General features: G+C 44.9%; 23 protein-coding genes. 19 read left to right on the top strand and 4 right to left on the bottom strand.

Going from position 1 to position 23,736, the window contains the following annotated elements:
- The first annotated feature begins 14 nt into the window (after nt 1–14).
- From mnmG to glmU, 14 genes are all read left to right on the top strand, one after another.
- Nucleotides 15–1,910, top strand: coding sequence for a tRNA uridine-5-carboxymethylaminomethyl(34) synthesis enzyme MnmG (gene mnmG / locus HLM86_RS18610; RefSeq protein ID WP_170883708.1), 1,896 nt, complete (start codon nt 15–17; stop codon nt 1,908–1,910).
- The gene (gene rsmG / locus HLM86_RS18605; RefSeq protein WP_076590491.1) at nt 1,910–2,542 is read left to right on the top strand and encodes a 16S rRNA (guanine(527)-N(7))-methyltransferase RsmG; all 633 of its coding nucleotides are present in this window, start codon (nt 1,910–1,912) and stop codon (nt 2,540–2,542) included. Before mnmG ends, rsmG begins: the two co-directional genes overlap by 1 nt.
- 14 nt (nt 2,543–2,556) lie before the next feature.
- Nucleotides 2,557–3,330 (top strand): ParA family protein, encoded by a 774-nt coding sequence (locus HLM86_RS18600; RefSeq protein WP_170883709.1) that lies wholly within the window; start codon nt 2,557–2,559, stop codon nt 3,328–3,330.
- A gap of 23 nt (nt 3,331–3,353) precedes the next feature.
- On the top strand, nt 3,354–4,235 hold the full coding sequence (locus tag HLM86_RS18595; RefSeq protein ID WP_076590493.1) for a ParB/RepB/Spo0J family partition protein: 882 nt from the start codon (nt 3,354–3,356) through the stop codon (nt 4,233–4,235).
- Between the two features lie 186 nt (nt 4,236–4,421).
- Nucleotides 4,422–4,817, top strand: coding sequence for a F0F1 ATP synthase subunit I (locus tag HLM86_RS18590; RefSeq protein WP_076590494.1), 396 nt, complete (start codon nt 4,422–4,424; stop codon nt 4,815–4,817).
- Nucleotides 4,818–4,820: 3 nt separating this feature from the next.
- Nucleotides 4,821–5,633, top strand: a complete 813-nt coding sequence (gene atpB, locus HLM86_RS18585; RefSeq protein WP_170883710.1) for a F0F1 ATP synthase subunit A — start codon at nt 4,821–4,823, stop codon at nt 5,631–5,633.
- 56 nt (nt 5,634–5,689) lie between these two features.
- Entirely contained in the window at nt 5,690–5,944 is a 255-nt protein-coding gene (gene atpE, locus HLM86_RS18580) for a F0F1 ATP synthase subunit C (protein WP_006957448.1), read from the top strand.
- A 72-nt stretch (nt 5,945–6,016) separates the two neighbouring features.
- Complete coding sequence (gene atpF / locus HLM86_RS18575; protein ID WP_076590496.1) at nt 6,017–6,487, top strand: F0F1 ATP synthase subunit B; 471 nt, start codon at nt 6,017–6,019, stop codon at nt 6,485–6,487.
- 14 nt (nt 6,488–6,501) lie between these two features.
- A complete protein-coding gene (gene atpH / locus HLM86_RS18570) occupies nt 6,502–7,035 on the top strand; it encodes a F0F1 ATP synthase subunit delta (RefSeq protein ID WP_170883711.1) in 534 nt (177 codons plus the stop codon).
- Nucleotides 7,036–7,047: 12 nt separating this feature from the next.
- On the top strand, nt 7,048–8,589 hold the full coding sequence (gene atpA / locus HLM86_RS18565) for a F0F1 ATP synthase subunit alpha (protein ID WP_076590498.1): 1,542 nt from the start codon (nt 7,048–7,050) through the stop codon (nt 8,587–8,589).
- Between the two features lie 43 nt (nt 8,590–8,632).
- Nucleotides 8,633–9,499, top strand: a complete 867-nt coding sequence (gene atpG / locus HLM86_RS18560; RefSeq protein WP_076590499.1) for a F0F1 ATP synthase subunit gamma — start codon at nt 8,633–8,635, stop codon at nt 9,497–9,499.
- Nucleotides 9,500–9,534: 35 nt separating this feature from the next.
- Nucleotides 9,535–10,938 (top strand): F0F1 ATP synthase subunit beta, encoded by a 1,404-nt coding sequence (gene atpD / locus HLM86_RS18555; protein WP_076590500.1) that lies wholly within the window; start codon nt 9,535–9,537, stop codon nt 10,936–10,938.
- An 18-nt stretch (nt 10,939–10,956) separates the two neighbouring features.
- Nucleotides 10,957–11,379, top strand: a complete 423-nt coding sequence (locus HLM86_RS18550) for a F0F1 ATP synthase subunit epsilon (protein ID WP_076590501.1) — start codon at nt 10,957–10,959, stop codon at nt 11,377–11,379.
- Nucleotides 11,380–11,526: 147 nt separating this feature from the next.
- Complete coding sequence (glmU, locus tag HLM86_RS18545; protein WP_170883712.1) at nt 11,527–12,888, top strand: bifunctional UDP-N-acetylglucosamine diphosphorylase/glucosamine-1-phosphate N-acetyltransferase GlmU; 1,362 nt, start codon at nt 11,527–11,529, stop codon at nt 12,886–12,888.
- A gap of 59 nt (nt 12,889–12,947) precedes the next feature.
- Here the strand turns inward: glmU and HLM86_RS18540 are convergent, their stop codons facing one another.
- Entirely contained in the window at nt 12,948–13,688 is a 741-nt protein-coding gene (locus HLM86_RS18540; protein ID WP_170883713.1) for an amino acid ABC transporter permease, read from the bottom strand.
- Nucleotides 13,689–13,779: 91 nt separating this feature from the next.
- Between HLM86_RS18540 and HLM86_RS18535 the strand changes: the two genes are divergently transcribed.
- Nucleotides 13,780–14,556, top strand: a complete 777-nt coding sequence (locus HLM86_RS18535; RefSeq protein WP_170883714.1) for a transporter substrate-binding domain-containing protein — start codon at nt 13,780–13,782, stop codon at nt 14,554–14,556.
- A 41-nt stretch (nt 14,557–14,597) separates the two neighbouring features.
- Here the strand turns inward: HLM86_RS18535 and punC are convergent, their stop codons facing one another.
- Entirely contained in the window at nt 14,598–15,797 is a 1,200-nt protein-coding gene (gene punC / locus HLM86_RS18530; RefSeq protein ID WP_170883715.1) for a purine nucleoside transporter PunC, read from the bottom strand.
- A 152-nt stretch (nt 15,798–15,949) separates the two neighbouring features.
- Between punC and punR the strand changes: the two genes are divergently transcribed.
- On the top strand, nt 15,950–16,852 hold the full coding sequence (gene punR, locus HLM86_RS18525) for a DNA-binding transcriptional activator PunR (protein WP_076590505.1): 903 nt from the start codon (nt 15,950–15,952) through the stop codon (nt 16,850–16,852).
- Between the two features lie 71 nt (nt 16,853–16,923).
- Here punR and fadA read toward each other — a convergent pair whose 3' ends face one another.
- Together fadA and fadB are read right to left on the bottom strand one after the other, a co-directional pair.
- Nucleotides 16,924–18,099, bottom strand: a complete 1,176-nt coding sequence (gene fadA, locus HLM86_RS18520; RefSeq protein WP_076590506.1) for an acetyl-CoA C-acyltransferase FadA — start codon at nt 18,097–18,099, stop codon at nt 16,924–16,926.
- Nucleotides 18,100–18,111: 12 nt separating this feature from the next.
- Nucleotides 18,112–20,283, bottom strand: a complete 2,172-nt coding sequence (gene fadB / locus HLM86_RS18515) for a fatty acid oxidation complex subunit alpha FadB (protein ID WP_170883716.1) — start codon at nt 20,281–20,283, stop codon at nt 18,112–18,114.
- Between the two features lie 257 nt (nt 20,284–20,540).
- Here fadB and HLM86_RS18510 point away from each other — a divergent pair, with 257 nt between their 5' ends.
- Genes HLM86_RS18510 through hemG form a run of 3 tightly spaced genes read left to right on the top strand, consistent with a single transcriptional unit; the run spans nt 20,541 to nt 23,204 of the window.
- Nucleotides 20,541–21,164, top strand: coding sequence for a YigZ family protein (locus HLM86_RS18510; protein ID WP_076590509.1), 624 nt, complete (start codon nt 20,541–20,543; stop codon nt 21,162–21,164).
- A 45-nt stretch (nt 21,165–21,209) separates the two neighbouring features.
- Entirely contained in the window at nt 21,210–22,667 is a 1,458-nt protein-coding gene (locus HLM86_RS18505; RefSeq protein WP_076590510.1) for a TrkH family potassium uptake protein, read from the top strand.
- A 9-nt stretch (nt 22,668–22,676) separates the two neighbouring features.
- Nucleotides 22,677–23,204 (top strand): menaquinone-dependent protoporphyrinogen IX dehydrogenase, encoded by a 528-nt coding sequence (gene hemG, locus HLM86_RS18500; protein ID WP_076590511.1) that lies wholly within the window; start codon nt 22,677–22,679, stop codon nt 23,202–23,204.
- Nucleotides 23,205–23,736 lie beyond the last annotated feature (532 nt).

Here is a 23,736-nt window from a genome sequence, read left to right as displayed (position 1 = left end):
CCAGAGGTCAGTTCATGCTTTATCACGAAAAATTTGACGTCATCGTTGTTGGTGGCGGACATGCAGGAACGGAAGCCGCACTCGCATCAGCTCGCACAGGGCAAAAAACCCTGCTGCTGACACATAACATTGAGACATTGGGCCAGATGTCCTGTAATCCTGCAATCGGTGGGATCGGGAAAGGTCACTTAGTCAAAGAAGTTGATGCTATGGGTGGTTTGATGGCGCAAGCGATCGATCATTCTGGAATTCAATTTAGAACATTAAATGCATCAAAAGGCCCAGCAGTCAGAGCAACTCGAGCCCAAGCTGATCGTTCGCTATACAAATCGTTTGTACGAGAATCACTAGAAAACACACCAAACCTGACCTTATTTCAGCAATCAGTTGATGACTTGATCGTAGAAAATGAGAAGGCCATTGGTGTAGTCACACAGATGGGTCTACGCTTTCACTCTAAAGCCGTTGTTTTGACCGTCGGTACTTTTCTAGGGGGTAAGATCCATATTGGGATGGAAAGCTCGTCTGGCGGCCGTGCAGGTGATCCTCCTTCAATAGCTCTCGCTGATCGTTTGCGAGAGATGCCTTTTCGAGTTGATCGTCTAAAAACAGGTACACCACCAAGAATTGATGCTAGAACGGTAGATTTTTCCGTTTTAGAAACACAGCATGGCGACAACCCAACACCAGTGTTTTCGTTTATGGGCCAGAGGAACCAGCATCCAACCCAAATACCTTGCTATATCACGCACACCAATGAGAATACTCATGATGTGATTCGCAAGAACCTAGATCGAAGCCCTATGTACGCTGGTGTCATCGAAGGAATTGGCCCTCGTTACTGTCCATCGATTGAAGACAAAGTCATGCGCTTTGCTGATAAGAACAGTCATCAAATTTTTGTTGAACCTGAAGGACTCAATACCCATGAGCTTTACCCAAATGGTATTTCCACCAGTCTTCCATTTGACGTTCAGGTGAATATAGTTCGTTCAATGAAAGGCTTTGAAAATGCGCATATCGTACGTCCAGGGTACGCCATTGAGTATGATTTCTTTGATCCACGCGATCTCAAGCAAAATTACGAGACCAAATTTATCCAGGGACTATTTTTTGCCGGTCAGATAAACGGTACAACAGGTTATGAAGAAGCGGCCGCACAAGGTTTAATGGCAGGACTTAATGCCAGTTTGTTTAGTCAGGAAAAAGAGGGGTGGAACCCCCGTCGTGATCAAGCTTATATGGGCGTGTTGATTGATGATTTATCAACAATGGGCACGAAAGAACCCTATAGAATGTTCACATCTCGAGCAGAATATCGTTTGCTGTTACGCGAAGACAATGCGGATCTACGTTTGACAGAAAAAGCGCGAGAGTTAGGTTTAATCGATGAGAGCCGTTGGGCTCGTTTCAACGAAAAAGTGGAAAATATGGCGAAAGAACGTCAGCGTCTCAAAGATATTTGGATTAACCCAAACTCTGATGATGTTGAGGCTCTCAATGCTTTACTGAAAACGCCTGTTGCTCGTGAAGCAAGTGGGGAAGATCTTCTTCGTCGGCCTGAAATGAACTATCAAACACTCACGGAACTTGATCGATTCTCACCAGCTTTGACTGATTCTCAAGCCGCGGAACAGGTTGAGATTCAAGTAAAATATGAAGGCTATATCAAGCGTCAACAAGATGAAATAGACAAATCGTTGCGCCATGAAAATACTCAACTCCCTCTTGATATGGATTACGCTGAAGTCAAAGGGCTTTCTAATGAAGTGATAATAAAACTGACTCAAGCCAGACCAGAATCAATAGGTATTGCATCTCGTATATCAGGCATTACACCCGCGGCTATCTCAATCTTGTTAGTCCATCTAAAAAAACAGGGAATGTTGAAAAAGGGTAAGGTTGCCTAATGAATCAATTACGCAACAAGCTGGACCATTTGATTGAGCAAACGGACTTGGTTGTCTCTGAACAGCAACGTCAATTATTAGTTAACTACGTTGAAATGCTGAATAAGTGGAACAAATCGTATAATTTAACGTCAGTGCGTGAGCCTGATGACATGCTGGTTAAACACATTCTTGATAGCCTTGTGGTTAGTGAACATTTGCGGGGTGAACGTTTCATTGACGTGGGCACAGGACCTGGATTACCGGGGATTCCTCTTGCAATCATGAACCCTCAAAGGGAATTCGTTTTACTGGATAGTTTGGGCAAACGCATTCGCTTTATTAAGCAGGTCATACATGAACTCAAACTCAAAAATGTGACTCCAGTTCAAAGTCGAGTGGAAGAGTTTCAACCAGAAGACAAATTTGATGGTGTTTTGAGCCGAGCTTTTGCTTCTATGCTAGATATGGTTGAGTGGTGTCATCATTTGCCTAAAGATAGGACGGGCCAGTTTATGGCATTGAAGGGGCAGTTGCCTCAGGATGAGATTGAACAGTTGCCAGATTGGTGTTCTGTGACCGACATCAAAGCTTTGCAAGTTCCTCAATTGGAAGGCAAGCGTCATCTAGTAATCTTATCCCACAAGGATTAAAAGCGAGGTTCAACGTGGGAAAAATCGTAGCAATCGCCAACCAAAAAGGCGGGGTTGGTAAGACAACAACGTGCATCAACTTAGCTGCCTCGATGGCTGCGACCAAACGTAATGTCTTGGTGATTGACCTTGACCCTCAAGGGAATGCCACCATGGCGAGCGGTGTCGATAAATATCAAATAGATGCCACAGCCTATGAGCTTTTGGTCGAAGATGTTCCTTTTGATGATGTCGTGTGCCGCAAAACGTCAGGAAACTATGATCTCATTGCAGCCAATGGCGATGTGACAGCCGCTGAAATCAAATTGATGGAAGTCTTTGCCCGCGAAGTACGTTTGAAACATGCGCTGGCATCCGTTCGTGATGACTATGATTTTATCTTTATTGACTGCCCTCCGTCTCTAAATCTCCTTACTATCAATGCGATGGCTGCGGCCGATTCGGTCTTAGTCCCAATGCAGTGCGAGTATTTTGCTTTGGAAGGATTAACAGCGTTAATGGACACGATCAGTAAGTTGGCCGCAGTTGTGAATGAAAATCTAAAAATAGAGGGTTTATTACGGACCATGTATGATCCTCGTAATCGTCTGTCCAATGAAGTTTCTGATCAGCTTAAGAAGCACTTTGGCAACAAAGTCTACCGTACCGTTATTCCTCGTAATGTTCGCCTGGCCGAAGCGCCCAGTCATGGCAAACCAGCCATGTACTACGATAAATACTCTGCGGGTGCAAAAGCATATCTGGCGTTGGCTGGAGAAATGCTGCGCCGTGATGAAGTCCCTGCATAACCCAATCAAAGGAATAGTGTCTCATGTCTAAACGTGGTTTAGGTAAAGGGCTTGATGCTCTGCTTTCAACTAGTTCACTAGCGCGTGAAAAACAGCAAAGTGCTTTGCATAGTCAGGAGCTCTCTTCCGATGGCGATCTAACAGATTTGAACATTAATAGTTTAAAGCCAGGGATGTATCAGCCACGAAAAAATATGGAGCCAGAAGCCCTTGATGAGTTGGCTGCTTCGATAGAATCGCAGGGTATTATTCAACCGATCGTGGTGCGTCAAGTCGACAACGATAAATATGAAATTATTGCGGGTGAACGTCGCTGGCGAGCGGCGCGCAAAGCAGGCCTCAAGCAGGTTCCTTGTGTGATCAAAAATGTGGAAGATCGTGCCGCTATTGCCATGGCTTTAATTGAGAACATACAGCGTGAAGATCTTAATGTGATCGAAGAAGCGGTCGCATTGGATCGTCTTCAAGAAGAGTTTTCTTTGACCCACCAGCAAGTCGCTGATGTGATTGGTAAATCGAGAGCAACAGTGAGTAACTTGCTCCGCCTCAACCAACTTGAGCTGGATGTTAAGTATCTCCTATCGGAGAGAATGCTTGATATGGGCCATGCAAGAGCGTTACTTGCGTTGGAAGGGGAGCAACAAGTCGATATCGCAGAACTGGTTGCCAAGAAGCGTATGACCGTGCGACAGACGGAACAATTAGTTAAAAAGTGTCTGGAGCCGATGGCTGAGCAGAAAAACGATGCGCAAGACTCAGATACACAACAAATCTCCGAGAGACTGAGTGAAATGTTGGGGGCAAAAGTGGCGATTGTGAGAAGCCTAAACGGAGCCTCTAAAGTGACGATTAGTCTAGACGAACCTCAAAAGTTAGAGCAACTGATTGCCAAGCTTGAGGGCTAAGTGAGATAATCCATCCCGCTCAATTATATAAAAAATGATTTTTTGTGCGAAAGTTGTCGGTTTGTAAACAAAATTGTAACTTTTTGCGGTGTTTTAATTGCATTCAAAAAGACTCACCGTATAATTTTCGCCAATTTCCCAGCACTGAGGTCGTAACGCTGTGGATTTTACTCGAGGTACGAATACATGGTAGCTGCGTTAGCGAGGCCAGGACGAGAGCTTGCAAAGCGATTGTTAGTGATCCAGCTTGGCGCGGTTACACTAATGGCAGCAGGAATGACATTAGTCATGAATGTTGAATGGGGACTTTCATCGCTCATTGGTGGTGGTATTTTTGTAGTTGCTAATGCCGTGTTTGCGTGGTTTGCGTTTCTGTATGGTGGCGCACGCGCAGCCAAACGTATTGCAACTTCTTTTTATGCCGGTGAAGCTCTGAAAATCGCCATCACGGTGATTCTTTTCTCCGTTGTTTACATGTATATACAGGTGGAACTTGTTCCCCTTAAGCTAACCTATTTGCTGGCTCTAGGTATTAATATCTGTGCGCCAGTGCTATTCATTAACAACAAAAAAATAGGATGAGTTATGGCTGCGCCAGATGAAGCGCTAACTACGTCTGGATACATTAGCCACCACCTTACAAACCTTTCTACTTATAAGTTAGGTTTTGTAGCGGAGGAGGCCAGTTTCTGGAACGTACATATCGATAGCCTGTTTTTTTCTTGGTTTACTGGTTTAATTTTCCTCGGAATCTTTTACAAAGTAGCGAAGAGAACAACAGCAGGTGTTCCAGGTAAGCTTCAGTGTGCTGTTGAAATGATCGTAGAATTTGTCGCGGAAAACGTCAAAGATACGTTTCATGGACGCAACCCATTGATCGCGCCTTTAGCACTGACTATCTTTTGTTGGGTATTTATTATGAACTTGATGGACCTCGTGCCCATTGATTTCTTACCTTACCCAGCAGAGCATTGGCTTGGTATCCCTTATCTAAAGGTTGTACCATCTGCTGATGTGAATATCACCATGGCTATGGCTCTAGGCGTTTTCGCTCTGATGATTTATTACAGCATCAAAGTGAAGGGTCTGGGTGGGTTCGCTAAAGAATTAGCATTGCATCCATTTAATCACCCTTTGATGATTCCGTTTAACCTACTGATTGAAGTTGTTTCTCTTCTGGCGAAACCTCTGTCACTTGGTATGCGTTTATTCGGTAACATGTTTGCGGGTGAGGTTGTGTTTATTCTTTGTGCGGCAATGCTACCATGGTACTTGCAATGGATGGGTTCACTACCGTGGGCAATCTTCCATGTCTTGGTTATCACTATTCAAGCCTTCGTGTTTATGATGTTGACAATTGTTTACTTGTCGATGGCACACGAAGACAGTGATCATTAATTTTTTAAAGCTTTTTATTTGGGCAATTAGCCAAAAACTATAAATTGGAGATAGTAATGGAAACTTTACTGAGCTTTTCTGCAATCGCCGTAGGTCTTATCGTCGGTCTTGCTTCTCTTGGTACAGCGATTGGTTTCGCACTTCTAGGTGGTAAATTCCTTGAAGGTGCAGCACGTCAACCAGAAATGGCTCCTATGCTACAAGTTAAGATGTTTATCATCGCGGGTCTGCTTGATGCGGTTCCAATGATCGGTATCGTAATCGCACTTCTATTCACTTTCGCGAACCCATTCGTTGGTCAACTAGGTTAATCACTTTTAACCCTCGACAAGCATTAGCTTGTTATTGATTAACACTAAGTCTGAATAGAAGGGGTAGCTGTTGTGAATATAAACGCAACTCTGCTGGGTCAAGCAATCTCGTTTGCCTTATTTGTGTGGTTCTGCATGAAGTATGTATGGCCGCCATTGATGCAAGCGATAGAAGAGCGTCAGAAAAAAATTGCTGACGGTCTACAGGCAGCTGAACGAGCTGCTAAAGACTTGGATCTAGCACAAGCAAACGCTTCTGACCAAATGAAAGAAGCGAAGCGCACAGCAACAGAGGTCATCGAGCAAGCGAATAAGCGTAAAGCTCAAATTTTAGATGAAGCACGTGAGGAAGCTCAGACAGAACGTCAGAAAATCCTTTCACAAGCAGAAGCTGAACTTGAAGCTGAACGTAACCGTGCACGTGATGAGCTGCGCAAACAAGTTGCAACTCTGGCTGTAGCTGGTGCTGAGAAAATCATTGAACGCTCTATTGATAAAGATGCGCACAAAGATATTCTCGACAACATTACTGCAAAACTTTAAGTCTGGGGGCGCATATGTCTGATTTGACAACTATCGCACGCCCCTATGCTAAAGCAGCTTTTGATTTTGCGGTGGATAAAGACCAACTTGACCAATGGGGTCATATGTTGTCTTTTTCTGCTGAAGTCGCCAAAAACGAACAAATGAAAGAACTTTTAACTGGTTCTGTTTCTGCCGAGAGATTGGCTGAAATATTTGTTGCAGTTTGTGGTGATCAAGTTAATGCCAACGGTCAAAACCTTCTGAAGGTGATGGCTGAGAATGGTCGTTTAACGGCCCTTCCTGATGTCTGTGAACAGTTCTTTGCTCTTAAAAAAGAGCATGAGAAAGAAGTCGATGTTGAAGTCATTTCAGCGACGAGTCTTTCTAATGAACAACTTGCAAATATCAGCAGCAAACTTGAAATACGCCTAAAGCGTAAAGTCAAGCTGAATTGCAGTGTAGATGAGACCCTACTTGGTGGGGTAATTATTCGAGCCGGAGACCTAGTCATCGATGATTCAGCGCGTGGTCGTTTGAGCCGCCTGAGCGATGCATTGCAGTCTTAATGGGGATGGAGCATGCAACTTAATTCCACTGAAATTAGTGATCTAATCAAACAACGTATCGAGTCATTCGAGGTTGTTAGTGAAGCTCGCAACGAAGGTACTATCGTATCGGTAAGCGATGGTATCATCCGCATTCACGGCCTAGCGGACGTGATGCAAGGTGAAATGATTGAATTACCGGGTGGCCGTTATGCGTTAGCACTTAACCTTGAGCGTGACTCGGTTGGTGCCGTAGTAATGGGCCCATATGCCAACCTTAGGGAAGGCATGAAAGTAACAGGTACAGGTCGTATTTTAGAAGTGCCTGTTGGTCCTGAAATGCTTGGTCGTGTTGTTAACACACTAGGTGAGCCTATCGATGGTAAGGGTCCAATTGATGCGAAACTGTCTTCGCCTGTAGAAGTCATTGCACCGGGTGTAATCGACCGTAAGTCGGTAGATCAACCCGTGCAAACTGGTTACAAATCAGTCGACTCAATGATCCCAATCGGTCGTGGTCAGCGTGAACTTGTGATCGGAGACCGTCAAACTGGTAAAACAGCGATGGCGATCGATGCGATTATCAACCAGAAAGATTCTGGTATTTTCTCAATCTATGTTGCCATTGGTCAGAAAGCTTCGACTATTGCTAACGTGGTTCGCAAACTTGAAGAGCATGGTGCATTGGCAAATACTGTTGTCGTTGTTGCCTCTGCTTCTGAATCTGCAGCGCTACAATACTTGGCGCCTTATGCGGGTTGTGCGATGGGTGAATACTTCCGCGATCGTGGTGAAGATGCACTGATTGTTTATGATGATCTATCTAAGCAAGCTGTTGCTTATCGTCAAATCTCTCTGCTATTGAAGCGTCCTCCGGGCCGTGAAGCATTCCCTGGTGATGTTTTCTATCTTCACTCACGTCTACTGGAGCGTGCAGCTCGAGTAAGCGAAGAGTATGTGGAAAAATTCACGAAGGGAGAAGTGAAAGGTAAGACGGGTTCTTTAACGGCTTTACCTATCATTGAAACTCAAGCTGGTGATGTTTCAGCATTCGTACCGACCAACGTAATTTCGATTACCGACGGTCAGATCTTCCTACAAACTGAGCTATTTAATGCAGGTGTTCGCCCAGCGGTTGACCCAGGTATTTCGGTATCTCGTGTAGGTGGTTCTGCGCAGACGAAAATTATCAAGAAGCTATCTGGTGGTATTCGTACTGCACTGGCTCAGTATCGTGAACTTGCTGCATTTGCACAGTTCTCATCTGATCTTGATGAAGCGACGAAGAAGCAGCTAGACCATGGTCAAAAAGTGACAGAACTTATGAAGCAGAAGCAATACGCTCCAATGTCTGTTTTTGACCAAGCACTGGTTATTTTCGCTGCTGAACGTGGCTATCTGGCAGATGTTGAATTGAACAAACTGCTCGATTTCGAAGCGGCTCTACTATCGTATGCTCGTGGTCAATATGCTGATTTTGCAGCTGAGATCGACAAGACGGGTGCTTACAATGATGAAGTTGAAGCTCAGCTTAAAAAACTGACTGACGATTTCAAAGCAACCCAAACTTGGTAATAGGTCGGTGACAGTCACTGTCACCAACTAATGGAGAGTAACGATGGCCGGCGCAAAAGAGATACGTAATAAAATCGGTAGTGTTAAAAGCACGCAGAAAATTACGAAAGCGATGGAAATGGTAGCAGCTTCAAAAATGCGTCGTTCTCAAGATGCAATGGAAGCTTCTCGTCCATACGCTGAAACAATGCGTAAAGTGATCGGTCACGTAGCAAACGCAAACCTAGAGTATCGTCATCCATACCTAGAAGAGCGTGAAGCAAAGCGAGTTGGTTACATCATCGTTTCTACAGACCGAGGCCTGTGTGGTGGTTTGAACATTAATGTGTTCAAAAAAGCCTTAACCGATATGCAGGCATGGAAACAAAAAGGTGTTGACGTTGAATTGGCTCTCATTGGGTCAAAAGCGACAGCCTTTTTCAATAACAGTGGCGCGAAAGTAGCGGCTCAGGTTTCTGGTCTGGGCGATAGCCCAAGCCTTGAAAACCTAATCGGTTCTGTAAGCGTTATGCTGAAGAAATACGATGAAGGTGAATTGGACCGTCTGTATGTTGTGTTTAATAAGTTTATGAACACCATGGTTCAAGAACCAACGATCGATCAATTGCTACCTTTGCCTAAATCAGATAGCGAAGAAATGCAGCGTGAGCACTCATGGGATTACATCTATGAGCCTGAGCCACAACCTCTGCTGGACGCACTACTCGTGCGTTACGTGGAGTCTCAGGTTTATCAAGGTGTTGTCGAGAACCTTGCTTGTGAGCAAGCGGCTCGAATGATTGCGATGAAAGCTGCAACTGACAACGCTAGCGACCTGATTGATGACCTAGAACTTGTGTACAACAAAGCCCGTCAGGCTGCGATTACACAAGAACTATCAGAAATCGTGTCAGGTGCTGCAGCGGTTTAGGCTTAGGTAAAACGAAATAGTTTAGAGGATTAACGATGGCTACAGGTAAGATCGTACAGATCATCGGTGCGGTAGTCGACGTAGAGTTCCCACAGAGCGAAGTACCTAGTGTATATGACGCTCTAAACGTTACGGACTCAAAAGAACGTCTCGTTCTTGAAGTTCAGCAACAACTAGGCGGTGGCGTAGTTCGTTGTATCGTAATGGGTAGCTCTGATGGTTTACGTCGTGGAGTTGAAGTTGTAAACACTGGCGCTCCAATTTCGGTACCGGTAGGTACTAAGACCCTTGGTCGTATCATGAATGTACTTGGTGATGCGATTGATGAGTGTGGTGAAATCGGTGCAGAAGAGACTTACTCTATTCACCGAGAAGCACCAAGCTACGAAGAGCAATCGAACGAAACTGCTCTACTAGAAACTGGCGTTAAAGTAATCGACTTGGTTTGTCCATTCGCTAAGGGTGGTAAAATCGGTCTATTCGGTGGTGCAGGTGTAGGTAAGACCGTTAACATGATGGAGCTTATCAACAACATCGCACTACAGCACTCAGGTCTTTCAGTATTCGCAGGTGTAGGTGAGCGTACTCGTGAGGGTAACGATTTCTACTTTGAGATGCAGGAAGCGGGCGTTGTCAACGTTGAGAAGCCAGAAGAATCTAAAGTAGCAATGGTTTACGGTCAGATGAACGAGCCACCAGGTAACCGTTTACGTGTTGCATTGACTGGCCTGACGATGGCAGAGCGTTTCCGTGACGAAGGTCGTGACGTTCTATTGTTCGTAGATAACATCTACCGTTACACCCTAGCAGGGACAGAGGTTTCAGCACTTCTAGGTCGTATGCCTTCAGCAGTGGGCTACCAGCCTACACTTGCAGAAGAGATGGGTGTACTTCAAGAGCGTATCACGTCAACTAAAGCAGGTTCTATCACGTCTGTACAGGCGGTATATGTACCAGCAGATGACTTGACTGACCCGTCTCCAGCAACCACTTTTGCTCACTTGGATGCAACGGTTGTACTTAACCGTAATATTGCAGCCATGGGTTTATACCCAGCAATTGACCCGTTAGATTCGACGTCTCGTCAGCTTGACCCTCTTGTTGTTGGTCAAGATCACTACGACACAGCTCGTGGTGTTCAGCAGACACTGCAACGCTATAAAGAGCTGAAAGACATCATCGCTATTCTAGGTATGGATGAGCTTTCTGAGAGAGATAAGCAAGTTGTATCTCGTGCACGTAAGATTGAGCGCTTCTTGACTCAGCCTTATCACGTAGCGGAAGTATTTACTGGTGACCCTGGTGTCTACGTACCTCTTAAAGAGACACTGCGTGGCTTCAAAGGTCTATTAGCTGGTGATTACGATGACGTTCCAGAGCAAGCGTTCATGTACTGTGGTGCAATCGACGAAGCTATTGAGAATGCGAAGAAGCTATAAGGCTAACTAGGAGGCGATATGGCACCAATAACCTTTCACCTAGACGTGGTTAGCGCGGAGAAAAAACTGTTCTCAGGACGCGTTGAAACGTTTCAGGTGACCGGTAGCGAGGGTGAGCTTGGTATTTTCCATGGTCACACTCCGTTACTGACCGCTATCAAGCCTGGTATGGTGCGTATTGTGAAACAGCACGGCCACGAAGAAATCATATACGTTTCTGGTGGTATGGTAGAAGTTCAGCCAGGTACAGCAACAGTGCTGGCAGATACCGCTATCCGTGGTGAAGAACTAGACGCAGCGAAGGCAGAAGAAGCCAAGCGTCGCGCTGAGGAAAGTATTCAGAATCAGCACGGCGATATGGACTTCGCTCAAGCGGCCAGTGAGCTTGCGAAAGCCATTGCTCAGCTACGTGTAATCGAGCTGACAAAGAAACACCGTTAATTAAAATCGATGTTTCTTTAAAGATAAAGGCGGTCTTACGACCGCCTTTTTGCTTTTTTACGACAGAAAATTTCTGAATCGATTAACTAATTAACAATTAGTGTCTAAAATAGCCCTCAATGAAAAATACCATTAGTAGGTTATTAGATGAAATTTAGCGCGGTGGTCCTCGCTGCGGGTAAAGGAACCCGCATGTATTCAAATAAACCCAAAGTACTGCATACATTGGCAGGTAAACCCATGGCCAAGCATGTTATCGATACCTGTCAAAGTTTGGGAGTACAGAATATACATTTGGTTTTTGGTCATGGCGGCGACCAAATGCAGGCGGAGTTGGCTGGAGAAGGGGTCAATTGGGTCCTACAGGCCAAACAACTTGGTACTGGCCATGCTGTTGATCAAGCATCTCCACATTTTCAAGATGACGAGAAAATTCTCATTCTTTACGGAGATGTTCCACTGATCTCTGAGCAAACTCTGGAGAATTTGCTGGAGGCTCAGCCTGAAGGAGGTATTGGCCTGCTGACCGTTGTTCTTGATAACCCATCAGGCTATGGACGTATCGTACGTCAACAGGGCTCGGTCGTGGCGATTGTGGAACAAAAAGACGCCTCAGATGAGCAAAAAGCGATTCAAGAAATTAATACTGGTGTGATGGTCGTGACTGGAGGTGATCTGAAGCGGTGGTTATCTGGTTTGAACAATCATAATGCTCAAGGTGAATACTATTTAACCGATGTTATTGCTGCTGCTCATGCAGAAGGTCGAATTATTGCAACGGCGCATCCGGCAACCCCTATCGAAGTTGAGGGGGTGAATGATCGCGTTCAACTGGCTCGACTTGAGCGAGCGTTTCAATCCATGCAGGCACAGCAACTTTTAGCCCAAGGTGTCATGTTGCGAGATCCTACGCGCTTTGATCTGCGCGGTGAACTTCAGTGTGGTATGGATTGTGAAATTGATAGCAATGTTATCATTGAAGGGCAGGTTACGTTAGGCGATAATGTCACAATCGGTACTGGCTGTGTACTGAAGGATTGTGAAATCGACGATAACACGGTTGTTCGTCCTTACAGTGTTATTGAGGGAGCCTCCGTCGGTGAAGCGTGTACCATAGGACCATTTACTCGATTACGTCCCGGCGCTGAATTACGAAATGATGCGCATGTCGGTAATTTTGTTGAAATGAAAAATACTTGCCTTGGTGAAGGTTCAAAAGCCAACCATTTGACTTATCTGGGTGATACTGAGATTGGCCAGCGTACCAATATTGGTGCGGGCACCATCACCTGTAACTATGATGGCGTCAATAAGTTCAAGACCATCATTGGTGACGATGTATTTATTGGTTCAGACAGCCAATTAGTGGCTCCGGTGACGATAGATGATGGCGCAACAGTGGGCGCTGGAACAACATTGACCAAAGATGTGGCGAAAGGAGAATTGGTCATCACGCGCACCAGAGAAAAGAAAATTTCGGGATGGCAGCGGCCCGTTAAGCAACAGTAACTTTTTCACTAGAATAAAACCGTGAACACAGCGCTGAATACCAGTGTTTGTGTTCCGTCTTAATGGTCTGGAATGGCAATGTAACGTTCTAACCAACGCACGGCTTGTGATACCAATAATATGAGCAACAGATATTCCAAGACTAAAAAGGTGTAGATTTCTAGTGGTAAGTATTCACTTACCACCAGCTCGTTGGCTCGTCGAGTCAAGTCACTCAAACCAATCACACTGACAAGTGAACTCATCTTTAATATGTAAACAAATTGGTTTCCTAAAGGCGGCAGTATTTGGCGAAAAGCCTGTGGAATGATCACCAGATGCATCTTTTGCCAATAAGTGAGCCCTAAGGATTCCGCCGCTTCGTGTTGACCTTTGTTGATGGCTTGAATTCCTCCTCTAAAGACTTCGGCCATAAAAGCACTTTCAGCGATCGTCAGCGCAATGACGCCGGCCCAAAAGTAGTCGAGTGAAATATCGAATAGGGTCGGCATTCCGTAGTAGACCCAGAGTAATAGAACCAATAAAGGCACCGATCTTACAACTTCGACGTAGAGGCGATTTAAGGTATTGAGAGACTTTAGCGTTGATAAGGCAGGTAAAGCAACCAAGAGTCCGATCATCATTGCAAATATCATACTGAGCAGAGATACGGCAATGGTGTCTTGAAAACCAGCCATCAAAAATTTGAGATTGGTTTGTCCTTGTGCGGTTCGTGGATCTAACACATACCATCCCCACTCGTAGTCTGAGCAGCCAGTTATGAATAAGGTTACGATCAGCAATAAATAACGAGGAGTCACATTACACCTTGTATAGGCTAAAAAATTCCGTTTGTGGCTGCTATGTTATCAGTGAATTCGCCCACAATGTAATAACTTTAAGGAAGATTAAATGAAGACGTTTCTCTTGGCACTGAGTGTGTGCCTTTTTTCAGTTGGTCAGGTGATGGCTGAAACAAGCCGACTTCAAGACATCTTAAATACAGGTGTACTTAGAGTCGGGACGACGGGAGACTGGAATCCAATGACAATGAAAGATCCGGCAACGAACAGTTACCGCGGATTTGATATTGATGTGACCACTGAACTTGCCAAGGATCTTGGCGTAAAAGTCGAATACGTCGCCACCGATTGGAAAACGCTTGTTAACGGAATTACCGCCAATAAATATGATATGACGGGTAGTGCATCATTGAATATGTCTCGTGCAAAAGTGGCTGGATACAGCCAGCCCTATTTCTATCTAGCATTTGTTCCCATCGTTCAAAAGAAAGATCTAGCAAAATTTACCGACTGGAATGACTTTAATCATGCTCAAGTGAGAGTGGCTGCAACACTGGGAACAGTTCAGGAGAAAATGGTCAAAGAGTTCTTCCCTTCGGCTCGGCATATTGTTATTGAAGCGCCTGCTCGCGATTTTCAGGAATTGTTAGCTCGTCGAGCAGATGTGTCTGTCACGTCCAATGTTGAGGCAGCCACATTGGTGAGTAAGTTTCAGCAACTGGCTATTGTCCCAGTCAAAGAACCACGCAAACCTACGCCGATTGCCATGTTATTACCGCAGCATGATCAGATCTGGATTAATTATCTGAATCACTGGATTGAGTTGAAAAAAACACAGGGCTTTTTCAATCAAACTGCGGAAAAGTGGGGATTAAAAAGTATGTAAAGGGTGGGAAATGGAGCCGTACTGTTGTACGGCTCCATTTTTTACTCGTCACTTACAACGCGAGAGTCATCAGGAGCTGTAAAGTGTGTCGATACTTGGCGATGAGCAATAAAGTACCCAACCCAAAGCCCGACCATGCAAATTGCGATAACAATACCGGTGAAGGTTTGTGCTTGCGTCGCCATGGCTGCCACTAACGCACTCGCCAAGCTGCTGACACAGATCTGAAGGCTATTTTGTAATCCAGCCGCGGTTGCTGGGCTGTTCTTAGCGCTAGCGAGCGCTCGATTGACCACTATTGGGTAAAGAGCGCCGTTGGCTATTGCAATGAGGCAGAAGGGAGAAAGTATTGGCCAGATTGATGTTAGTGCCCACTGTGATGCAATAAAGATCAGTAAAGAAGCGATGCTGAACAAACCAATCAATTGACGAAGTACTTTACCGTCGCCGTATCTGCGAATGCCTACTTTACCTAAATAACCCCCAACCATAAAAGCGATAGTCTGAGGAATAAAGCTTAAGCCAATATCCTTGGCATCATAGCCAAGTTGAGCCATGATTTCTGGCATCCCAGTTAGGTAGGCAAAGAAGGCAGCTGAAGCTGAAGCAAACATCAAAACATGCCCTAGATAGCTAGGTGAACTCATGAGAGCTTTGATGTCACCGGAAATACTGGTTTGTTTTTCTTCAACCTTTTCATTATTTTGTCGCATGGTTGTAGCAACAAGCACCACACCCATGAGAGTTAATGTGATAAAGATACTTTGCCATCCAAAGTGGTCTGCGAGCAGCACACCTAATTGCGGGGCCAATGCCGGAGATAGCGCGACTAAAGGCATGATCGTGGAAAAAATCTGCTGGCTATGATTCGGATAGCGCTTAATTACCATGGCTTGCCAGATGACCGCCGGGGCACAGACTCCAAAGGCTTGAATAAAACGGAGGGAGAGCAACTGCCAGACTTGATCACAGAATGCGATGCCAAGGGAAGCGGCGGTAAAAATGGCAAGACCAGCAGCCAGAGTATTTCGGTGACCAAATTTATCGGACGCTAGGCCCCAAAGTAATTGACCTATTGCCATACCGATGAGAAAGACAGTCAATGAAAGGGCTATTTGTTCTGGGCCAGTGGCAAAATTGGTTTCCATTGCTTTAAAAGCAGGTAAATACATGTCAGTTGCAATGAAACCAAGCATTGACAGAGCTGCCAGATAGAAAATCTGTAGTTTTGAGATATTCATTATTTTCCAATCAAATTATTTAATCATTAGTGGTTCAGGGTTTGGTGTGTCATATCCTGATTTATTTGTTATGGCATTCTATTTTTCGATTTAGATAAAATAAAACGCTAAAATTGTTGGTTATCAATCAAATTTTTTGAAGGCTAAAATTCATGTATTCAAAATCCTCATTGGAAATGCTTGATACTGTTGCTCGCCTCGGCAGTTTTACCGCCGCCGCGGACGTGTTGCACAAAGTCCCTTCTGCGATCAGCTATGGTGTTCGTCAGGTAGAAAAAGATCTTGATGTTGTTCTATTTCGACGTTTACCCAGAAAGGTTGAATTAACACCAGCTGGGGAGCTTTTTATTGCTCAAGCAAGATTACTACTCAGACAAATGGAAGAACTTAAGGCTCAAACTCGCCGAGCGGCCCATGGGTGGCAATCGACACTAAAATTGACGTTGGACAATGTCGTGAAGTTAGAAAAGTTGAAACCGTTGGTCGAGAGCTTTTATGAGGCGTTTGAGTTTGCTGAGTTGCAGATCAATATGGAAGTGTTTAATGGTTCTTGGGAGGCGATTGCTCAAGAACGCGCTGACATTGTGATCGGAGCGACGTCGGCGGTGCCCGTTGGCGGCGATTTTGGCGTTAAAGATATGGGTGTATTAGATTGGGTGTTTGTTATGTCACCTGCTCATCCCTGTGCCCAACAAGAGCTGCTGACTGAAGCCTTTGTCAGTCAATTTCCCGCTATTTGTCTTGATGATACCTCCAGTGTGTTGCCGAAACGTCATACTGAACACTATTCACAACAGCGTCGTTTATTGTTACCAAATTGGTATACAGCAATTGAATGTTTGAAAAATGGCATAGGTATAGGCTATATGCCTCGCCATATCGCCATGCCTTTAATTGATGATGGTGTGTTGGTGGAAAAAATATTGCCTGCGGAAAACCTGCTCAGTCAGTGTTGTTTGGTCTGGCGCAAAGATGATAACCATAAGTTGATTCAGTGGATGGTTGACTATTTAGGGTCATCCAGTCAGCTCCATATAGATTGGTTACAATACTGATGGGAGACAGAGATGAAAAGCGCCAGCATTGAGCTGGCGCTTTGCGTATCAAGGAAATCATTGCTTCACGTTTATGGGCGCTCAAAGACAGTAGCAATACCTTGGCCTAAGCCAATACACATGGTCGCCAACCCATATTTGGCATCTTTGGATTCCATTAAATTGATGAGGGTTGTGGATATGCGAGCGCCGGAGCAGCCCAGAGGGTGACCGAGAGCGATCGCTCCGCCGTTTAAGTTTACCTTCTCGTCCATAACATCAAGTAGACCTAAGTCTTTGGCGCAGGGTAAGGACTGTGCTGCAAAGGCTTCATTGAGCTCGACAACATCCATATCCTCAATAACCAAGCCAGCTCGTTTTAGCGCTTTTTTCGTTGCGGGGACGGGGCCATAACCCATGATAGAAGGATCGCATCCCGCAATGGCCATTCCTTTAATACGGGCTCGTATTGTTAACCCCAATTGATTGGCTTTTTCTTCACTCATGATCAGCATGGCAGAAGCACCATCAGAGAGTGCAGAAGACGATCCTGCAGTGACGGTGCCATTAGCTGGGTCAAAGGCTGGACGTAACTGAGATAAACCTTCTTGGGAAGTATCTGGTCGAATGACTTCATCATAGTCGAGCGTAAACAAAGTGCCGTCTGCTGTGTGCCCCTCTGTCGGTAGAATTTCGTTTTTAAAGCGACCTTCGAGTGTTGCGGCATGGGCTCTAGCATGGGATCGGGCCGCAAACTCATCTTGTTGTTCTCGACTGATATTATGCAGTTTACCTAGCATTTCAGCGGTCAAACCCATCATACCCGCCGCCTTGGCGACATTTTTTGACATACCGGGGTGAAAGTCTACACCATGGTTCATTGGTACGTGACCCATGTGTTCCACACCACCGATAAGACAGATCTCTGCATCGCCAGTCATGATGGCACGAGTACCATCATGAAGGGCTTGCATTGAAGAACCACACAGACGGTTGACTGTGACAGCCCCAATTTCAATGGGCAGTCCGGCGAGTAGTGCGGCATTTCGAGCGATGTTGAAGCCTTGTTCTAGTGTTTGTTGGACACAACCCCAGTAAATATCTTCAATATCAGAAGGATTCACTTGAGGGTTACGTGCCAAAATGCCTTTCATCAAATGTGCGGATAAGTCTTCAGCACGTGTGTGGCGATAAGCTCCACCTTTAGAACGCCCCATTGGGGTACGCAGACAATCTACAACGACGACGTTTTTTGTATTTATAGCCATTTTGGCGTCTCCTTAGATAGAACCTTGTTGCTGAGTGCCATAAAAACGCTCACCTTTCTCAGCCATGTTAATCAGCATTTGAGGGACCTGATACATAGCGCCAAGCGATGAATACTGTGACGCCATCGCAACAAATTCAGCAATACCAACACTATCAAGGTAGCGGAAAACGCCACCGCGGAATGGAGGAAAGCCTAGGCCGTAAACCAACGCCATATCGGCTTCCTGTGCTGAGGCAATGATGCCTTCTTCCAAGCACAGAACTACCTCGTTGATCATCGGGATCATCATGCGTTGGATAATGGTCTGATCGTCGAATTGTTTCGTTTCACTGCAGACCTCCGATAGAACGGCCAAGATATCTTCGCTGAATGCTTTCTTGGGTCTGCCGCGTTTATCGATACTGTAGTTATAAAATCCATTGCCATTTTTCTGGCCGTACTTTTGGGCATCATACAGCGCGTCGATGGCATCACGGTTGTCTTTCGCCATTCTCTCTGGAAATCCTTGAGCCATGACTTGTTGGGCATGATGGGCTGTGTCGATGCCGACGACATCAAGGAGGTAGGCAGGACCCATAGGCCACCCAAATTGACGCTCCATGATTTTATCTACTTTTGTAAAATCCGCACCATCGCTCAGTAGCTTGCTAAAGCCACCAAAGTAAGGGAAAAGCACTCGGTTAACAAAGAATCCCGGGCAGTCATTGACTACGATGGGAGATTTTCCCATTTTGGCTGCATACGCGACGACGCGGTTAATGGTTTCATCCGACGTATGTTCGCCACGAATAATTTCAACCAAAGGCATTTTATGCACAGGATTAAAAAAGTGCATACCACAGAAATTTTCTGGACGCTTGAGAGATTTGGCGAGCAGATTAATAGGAATAGTGGAGGTATTTGAGGTAATCACCGTTTCTTTACCTACATGGTGTTCTACTTCACTTAATACGGAGGCCTTAACGTTAGGGTTTTCAACAACTGCTTCAACAATAATGTCGGATGTTTCGATTCCTGAGTAATGAAGGCTTGGTGTAATAGAGGCAAGTATTCCGGCCATCTTAAAGCCATCAATGCGACCTTGGGAGAGGCGCTTGTTCAACAGCTTAGACGCTTCTGTCATTCCGAGATCGAGAGAAGGCTGAGCGATATCTTTCATTAAAACTGGGACGCCTTTTAAGGCTGATTGGTAGGCTATCCCACCTCCCATGATGCCTGCTCCGAGTACGGCGGCACGCGCAGTGCTACTTTGGGCACTCTTTTCCGCTTGTTTCGCAATGCCTTTAATGTACTGATCGTTGAGAAATAGACCGACTAACGCTTTAGCTTCTTCCGATTTAGCAAGTTGTACAAAGTACTTTCGTTCTACATCCAGTGCTTTGTCACGCTCTAACCGAGCACCTTCTTCAATGGCAATGACGGCTTTCATTGGCGCAGGGTAATGAGGCCCCGCCTTTTGGGCAACTAAGCCCTTCGCCATCGTAAAACTCATCATCGATTCCAACTTGCTGAGGGAAAGCGCGGCGGTTTTCTGTTGGCGACGTTTCTGCCAATCTACTTTCTCATTGATGGCGGAAGTGAGGGTCGCAAGCGCAGATTCAAAGAGCACATCATGGTCTACGATAGCGTCAATCAAACCAATTTTCAGCGCTTCATCAGCACGGCAAGCTTTACCTTGAGTAATGATCTCCATGGCACTGTCTGCTCCGATAAGGCGCGACAACCTCACACAGCCGCCAAATCCAGGCATGATGCCCAGTTTTGTTTCTGGTAGCCCAATGCTGGTGGTTTTGTCTCCAATACGCATATCGGTAGCCAGTACACACTCACAACCTCCCCCTAATGCATGCCCTTTTAAAACAGATACGGTTGGGACAGGGAGATCTTCGAGTTTATTGAAGATACTGTTGGCAAATTTGAGCCATTTATCCAGTTCAGATTCTTGTTTAGAAAACAGGCCTAAAAACTCTGTGATATCAGCCCCAACGATGAAGGCATTTTTATCTGACGTTAGTAAAAGGCCTTTCAGATTCGAGTGGGTGCTCAGCGCATCAAGTGCTTTATCGAGTGACTCGAGGGTAGCTAAATCGAGTTTGTTGACAGAATTTGGTGAGCAGAAGTTAAGCTCAGCAATGCCATCTTGTAATTCCCTGACTTGTAGGGTTTCAGCTTGGTAAATCATTATCTATCTCCATGACATACAATCTTGGGATTGCGCGTATGTCACCCTTGAGCCATTCGCCTGTTAGGATGACATATAGAAATGTCGCTTCATTATGATCTGGTTTGACCAGTATGTTCAGTTTGAACTGGCTGGTGGTCAAATTCAACACATTTTTTAAACAAGTGTTTAACATTGTGCGCTAAGGTGGATCTTTTGAGGGTTCTTATTTTCAGGTCGTGCTAAGCTAACCCGATAGTGAAAATCAACGTTAAATTATGAACGACCAACCCTACTTAATTCCCGCTCAGCCGGTCATATTTGAAGAAGAAATTAAAAAGAGCGTGTTTATTACGCAGCTAGCACATACGCCTTCCATTGATGCAGCAAAAACATTTTTAGAAAAAGTAAGAATGTTGCATTCAAGCGCAAGACATAATTGTTGGGGATTTGTGGCGGGAAGGCCTGAAGATTCGATGAGGTATGGTTTTAGTGATGATGGTGAGCCATCGGGTACGGCGGGTAAGCCTATTCTAGCTCAGCTCAAAGGTATGAGTGTCGGAGAAATTTCAGCGGTCGTCACTCGTTATTCTGGTGGGATAAAATTGGGCACTGGTGGCTTGGTAAGAGCCTATGGTGGGGGTGTTCAGCAAGCGCTGAGTTTGCTTCAAACAATTGAGAAAAAGATCACCACAAAGTTGTTACTAGAGTTAGACTATGGTTTTGTCTCCATGGTTCAGGCGTTGTTGCCACAATTTGGCGCGCAAGAAGTGAAGGCTGACTATAGTGAAAAAGTAAAAATGTTTGTGGAAATCGAGATCAGACATACGGCTGATTTTAAGCAGGCCATTGTGAATAAAAGTGGCGCTAAAGTGTCGGTCACCTCTTTAGATGGAAAATAAAGATAATCAGGAAGTCAGAAGCTTAGCTTCGGTACTCATCAATTCATGCAGTTTCGTTCAATAATTCGTATTGTCGGGCTATTGCTTGCGCTTTTTAGTGTATCAATGCTCGCCCCTGCTCTTGTAGCGTTAATATATCGTGACGGTGCTGGTGTACCTTTCATCACGACCTTTTTTGTCTTGTTTATCTGCGGGGCAATATGTTGGGTACCAAATCGTCATCACAAACATGAGCTTAAATCTCGAGATGGGTTCCTTATTGTTGTCCTCTTCTGGACCGTTATTGGCAGTGCGGGTTCTTTGCCTCTGCTCATTGCTGACAATCCCAATGTGTCGGTAACGGATGCTTTTTTTGAATCATTCTCTGCGTTAACGACAACAGGTGCGACGGTGATTGTCGGATTAGACGATCTCCCTAAAGCGATATTGTTTTATCGCCAATTTCTCCAATGGTTTGGTGGAATGGGGATTATCGTATTGGCGGTCGCGATTCTCCCTGTGCTTGGTATCGGTGGGATGCAGCTCTACCGTGCAGAGATTCCAGGCCCTGTGAAAGATTCTAAGATGACACCAAGAATTGCCGAGACTGCGAAAGCACTCTGGTATATATATCTCAGCCTTACGGTGTCCTGCGCGCTTGCTTTCTGGATGGCAGGCATGACTCCCTTTGATGCCATTGGCCACAGCTTCTCAACGATAGCCATTGGTGGTTTTTCGACGCACGACGCCAGTATGGGACACTTTGATAGTTATGCGATCAACATGATTACTGTCGTGTTCTTGTTGATTTCAGCATGTAATTACTCACTTCACTTTGCCGCATTTGCTTCCGGTGGCGTCCATCCAAAATATTATTGGAGGGATCCAGAATTTCGTGCCTTTATATTTATCCAGAGTTTGCTTTTCATTGTTTGCTTTCTGATTTTGTTAAACCACCGTTCGTATGACAATGTTTACGATGCTTTTGATCAGGCTTTATTCCAAACAGTGTCAATTTCAACGACAGCAGGCTTTACCACTACTGGATTTTCTGAGTGGCCGCTATTTTTACCAGTATTGCTGCTGTTCTCTTCCTTTATAGGGGGCTGTGCTGGCTCTACAGGTGGTGGAATGAAAGTGATACGGATATTGCTACTGACTTTGCAAGGTGCACGTGAACTTAAGCGTTTAGTGCATCCAAGAGCGGTTTACACCATAAAGGTGGGCGGAACGGCATTGTCACAAAGAGTCGTTGATGCAGTCTGGGGCTTCTTCTCGGCCTATGCATTGGTGTTTGTGGTGTGCATGCTCGGACTCATCGCAACGGGTATGGAGGAGTTAAGTGCGTTTTCTGCCGTCGCAGCGACACTTAATAACTTGGGCCCAGGATTGGGAGAGGTTGCACTTCATTTTGGCGATGTTAATGACAAAGCAAAGTGGGTGTTGATTGTATCAATGCTATTTGGGCGGCTGGAAATATTTACCTTATTGATTCTTCTCACCCCTACTTTTTGGCGCAGCTAAGGAGCTTTTATGACTAAAGCATTATTTCTCTACTCCTCGCGAGAGGGGCAAACGAAAAAAATTCTACGTTATATTGAACAAGAATTACCTCAGCTTGACGTTGAAACCAAAGATCTTCATGAGGTTAAGGAGATTGATGTTGGCCAATATAGTCGAATTCTAATTGGAGCATCTATTCGCTATGGTCACCTTAATCGTCATCTATATCGTTTTATTGAACGCCATCAACGTTATTTACAGTCAAACAAGGTGGCGTTCTTTTGTGTCAACCTTACCGCAAGAAAAGAAGACCAGGCTAAAGACACACCAGAAGGTAGCGCTTATATTAGAAAGTTTCTCGCCAAGTCGACTTGGAAGCCTGAACTGATAGGTGTGTTTGCTGGTGCCCTTTATTACCCGAGATATCACTGGTTTGATAAAATGATGATTAAATTCATTATGAGAATGACGGGTGGCGAAACAGACACCACCAAAGAAGTGGAATACACCAACTGGAAAAAAGTCGCCTTATTTGCTCAAAAGTTTATGGATTTGTAAAATTAAGGCTGCTATTTGGGCATTTAGGTTTAGTTTTTGACCGAAAGGGAAAAAAGTAAGAGATAATTAATAAAAGTGCTTGCCAACTTAGCCGCGATATCTATAATGCCACCTCGTCGACAGGGCAAGAGTTCACAAGGGTTCGAAGCTTGTTTGACAAGGCTTAATTTAACAAAATAGTCGTTTGCCTTTATTTTTTAAAAGAAAAATAAAAATGCAAAAAAGTGTTTGACACCGAAGATTATCTCGTTAGAATAGCCGCCTCTTCCAAAGTGATGTAAGTCGCAAAAGAAGAGCCGCTCTTTAACAATATAAACCTATCAATCTGTGTGGGCACTCGTTGATGATAATCCAAAAATGATTCTATTGAATCACTTTAGGTATCAATGAACTGAGTGACCAATACAAATGACTTCGGTTATTTGGCACAGTCAATTCATTATCATTCTGTTGGAATGGTAATAGCTTTAAAATTGCTTGTTACTTTCGAGTAACGATAAGTTTTGAAGTCAGTATTCATTGAGCCGAACAA

Origin of the sequence: Vibrio ostreicida, from assembly GCF_013074385.2 — a bacterium.
Classification (GTDB): Bacteria; Pseudomonadota; Gammaproteobacteria; order Enterobacterales; family Vibrionaceae; genus Vibrio; species Vibrio ostreicida.
The sequence above is the reverse complement of the archived record's forward strand: the minus strand, read 5'-3'. Positions and strand labels throughout refer to the sequence as shown.

What these genes read in the sequence shown, in the direction of transcription:
- mnmG (WP_170883708.1), top strand. Translation starts at nt 15, where the DNA reads ATGCTTTATCACGAAAAATTTGACGTCATCGTTGTTGGTGGCGGACAT.
- rsmG (WP_076590491.1), top strand. Translation starts at nt 1,910, where the DNA reads ATGAATCAATTACGCAACAAGCTGGACCATTTGATTGAGCAAACGGAC.
- HLM86_RS18595 (WP_076590493.1), top strand. Translation starts at nt 3,354, where the DNA reads ATGTCTAAACGTGGTTTAGGTAAAGGGCTTGATGCTCTGCTTTCAACT.
- HLM86_RS18590 (WP_076590494.1), top strand. Translation starts at nt 4,422, where the DNA reads ATGGTAGCTGCGTTAGCGAGGCCAGGACGAGAGCTTGCAAAGCGATTG.
- atpB (WP_170883710.1), top strand. Translation starts at nt 4,821, where the DNA reads ATGGCTGCGCCAGATGAAGCGCTAACTACGTCTGGATACATTAGCCAC.
- atpE (WP_006957448.1), top strand. Translation starts at nt 5,690, where the DNA reads ATGGAAACTTTACTGAGCTTTTCTGCAATCGCCGTAGGTCTTATCGTC.
- atpH (WP_170883711.1), top strand. Translation starts at nt 6,502, where the DNA reads ATGTCTGATTTGACAACTATCGCACGCCCCTATGCTAAAGCAGCTTTT.
- atpA (WP_076590498.1), top strand. Translation starts at nt 7,048, where the DNA reads ATGCAACTTAATTCCACTGAAATTAGTGATCTAATCAAACAACGTATC.
- atpG (WP_076590499.1), top strand. Translation starts at nt 8,633, where the DNA reads ATGGCCGGCGCAAAAGAGATACGTAATAAAATCGGTAGTGTTAAAAGC.
- atpD (WP_076590500.1), top strand. Translation starts at nt 9,535, where the DNA reads ATGGCTACAGGTAAGATCGTACAGATCATCGGTGCGGTAGTCGACGTA.
- HLM86_RS18550 (WP_076590501.1), top strand. Translation starts at nt 10,957, where the DNA reads ATGGCACCAATAACCTTTCACCTAGACGTGGTTAGCGCGGAGAAAAAA.
- glmU (WP_170883712.1), top strand. Translation starts at nt 11,527, where the DNA reads ATGAAATTTAGCGCGGTGGTCCTCGCTGCGGGTAAAGGAACCCGCATG.
- HLM86_RS18535 (WP_170883714.1), top strand. Translation starts at nt 13,780, where the DNA reads ATGAAGACGTTTCTCTTGGCACTGAGTGTGTGCCTTTTTTCAGTTGGT.
- punC (WP_170883715.1), bottom strand. Translation starts at nt 15,797, where the DNA reads ATGAATATCTCAAAACTACAGATTTTCTATCTGGCAGCTCTGTCAATG.
- punR (WP_076590505.1), top strand. Translation starts at nt 15,950, where the DNA reads ATGTATTCAAAATCCTCATTGGAAATGCTTGATACTGTTGCTCGCCTC.
- fadA (WP_076590506.1), bottom strand. Translation starts at nt 18,099, where the DNA reads ATGGCTATAAATACAAAAAACGTCGTCGTTGTAGATTGTCTGCGTACC.
- fadB (WP_170883716.1), bottom strand. Translation starts at nt 20,283, where the DNA reads ATGATTTACCAAGCTGAAACCCTACAAGTCAGGGAATTACAAGATGGC.
- HLM86_RS18510 (WP_076590509.1), top strand. Translation starts at nt 20,541, where the DNA reads ATGAACGACCAACCCTACTTAATTCCCGCTCAGCCGGTCATATTTGAA.
- HLM86_RS18505 (WP_076590510.1), top strand. Translation starts at nt 21,210, where the DNA reads ATGCAGTTTCGTTCAATAATTCGTATTGTCGGGCTATTGCTTGCGCTT.
- hemG (WP_076590511.1), top strand. Translation starts at nt 22,677, where the DNA reads ATGACTAAAGCATTATTTCTCTACTCCTCGCGAGAGGGGCAAACGAAA.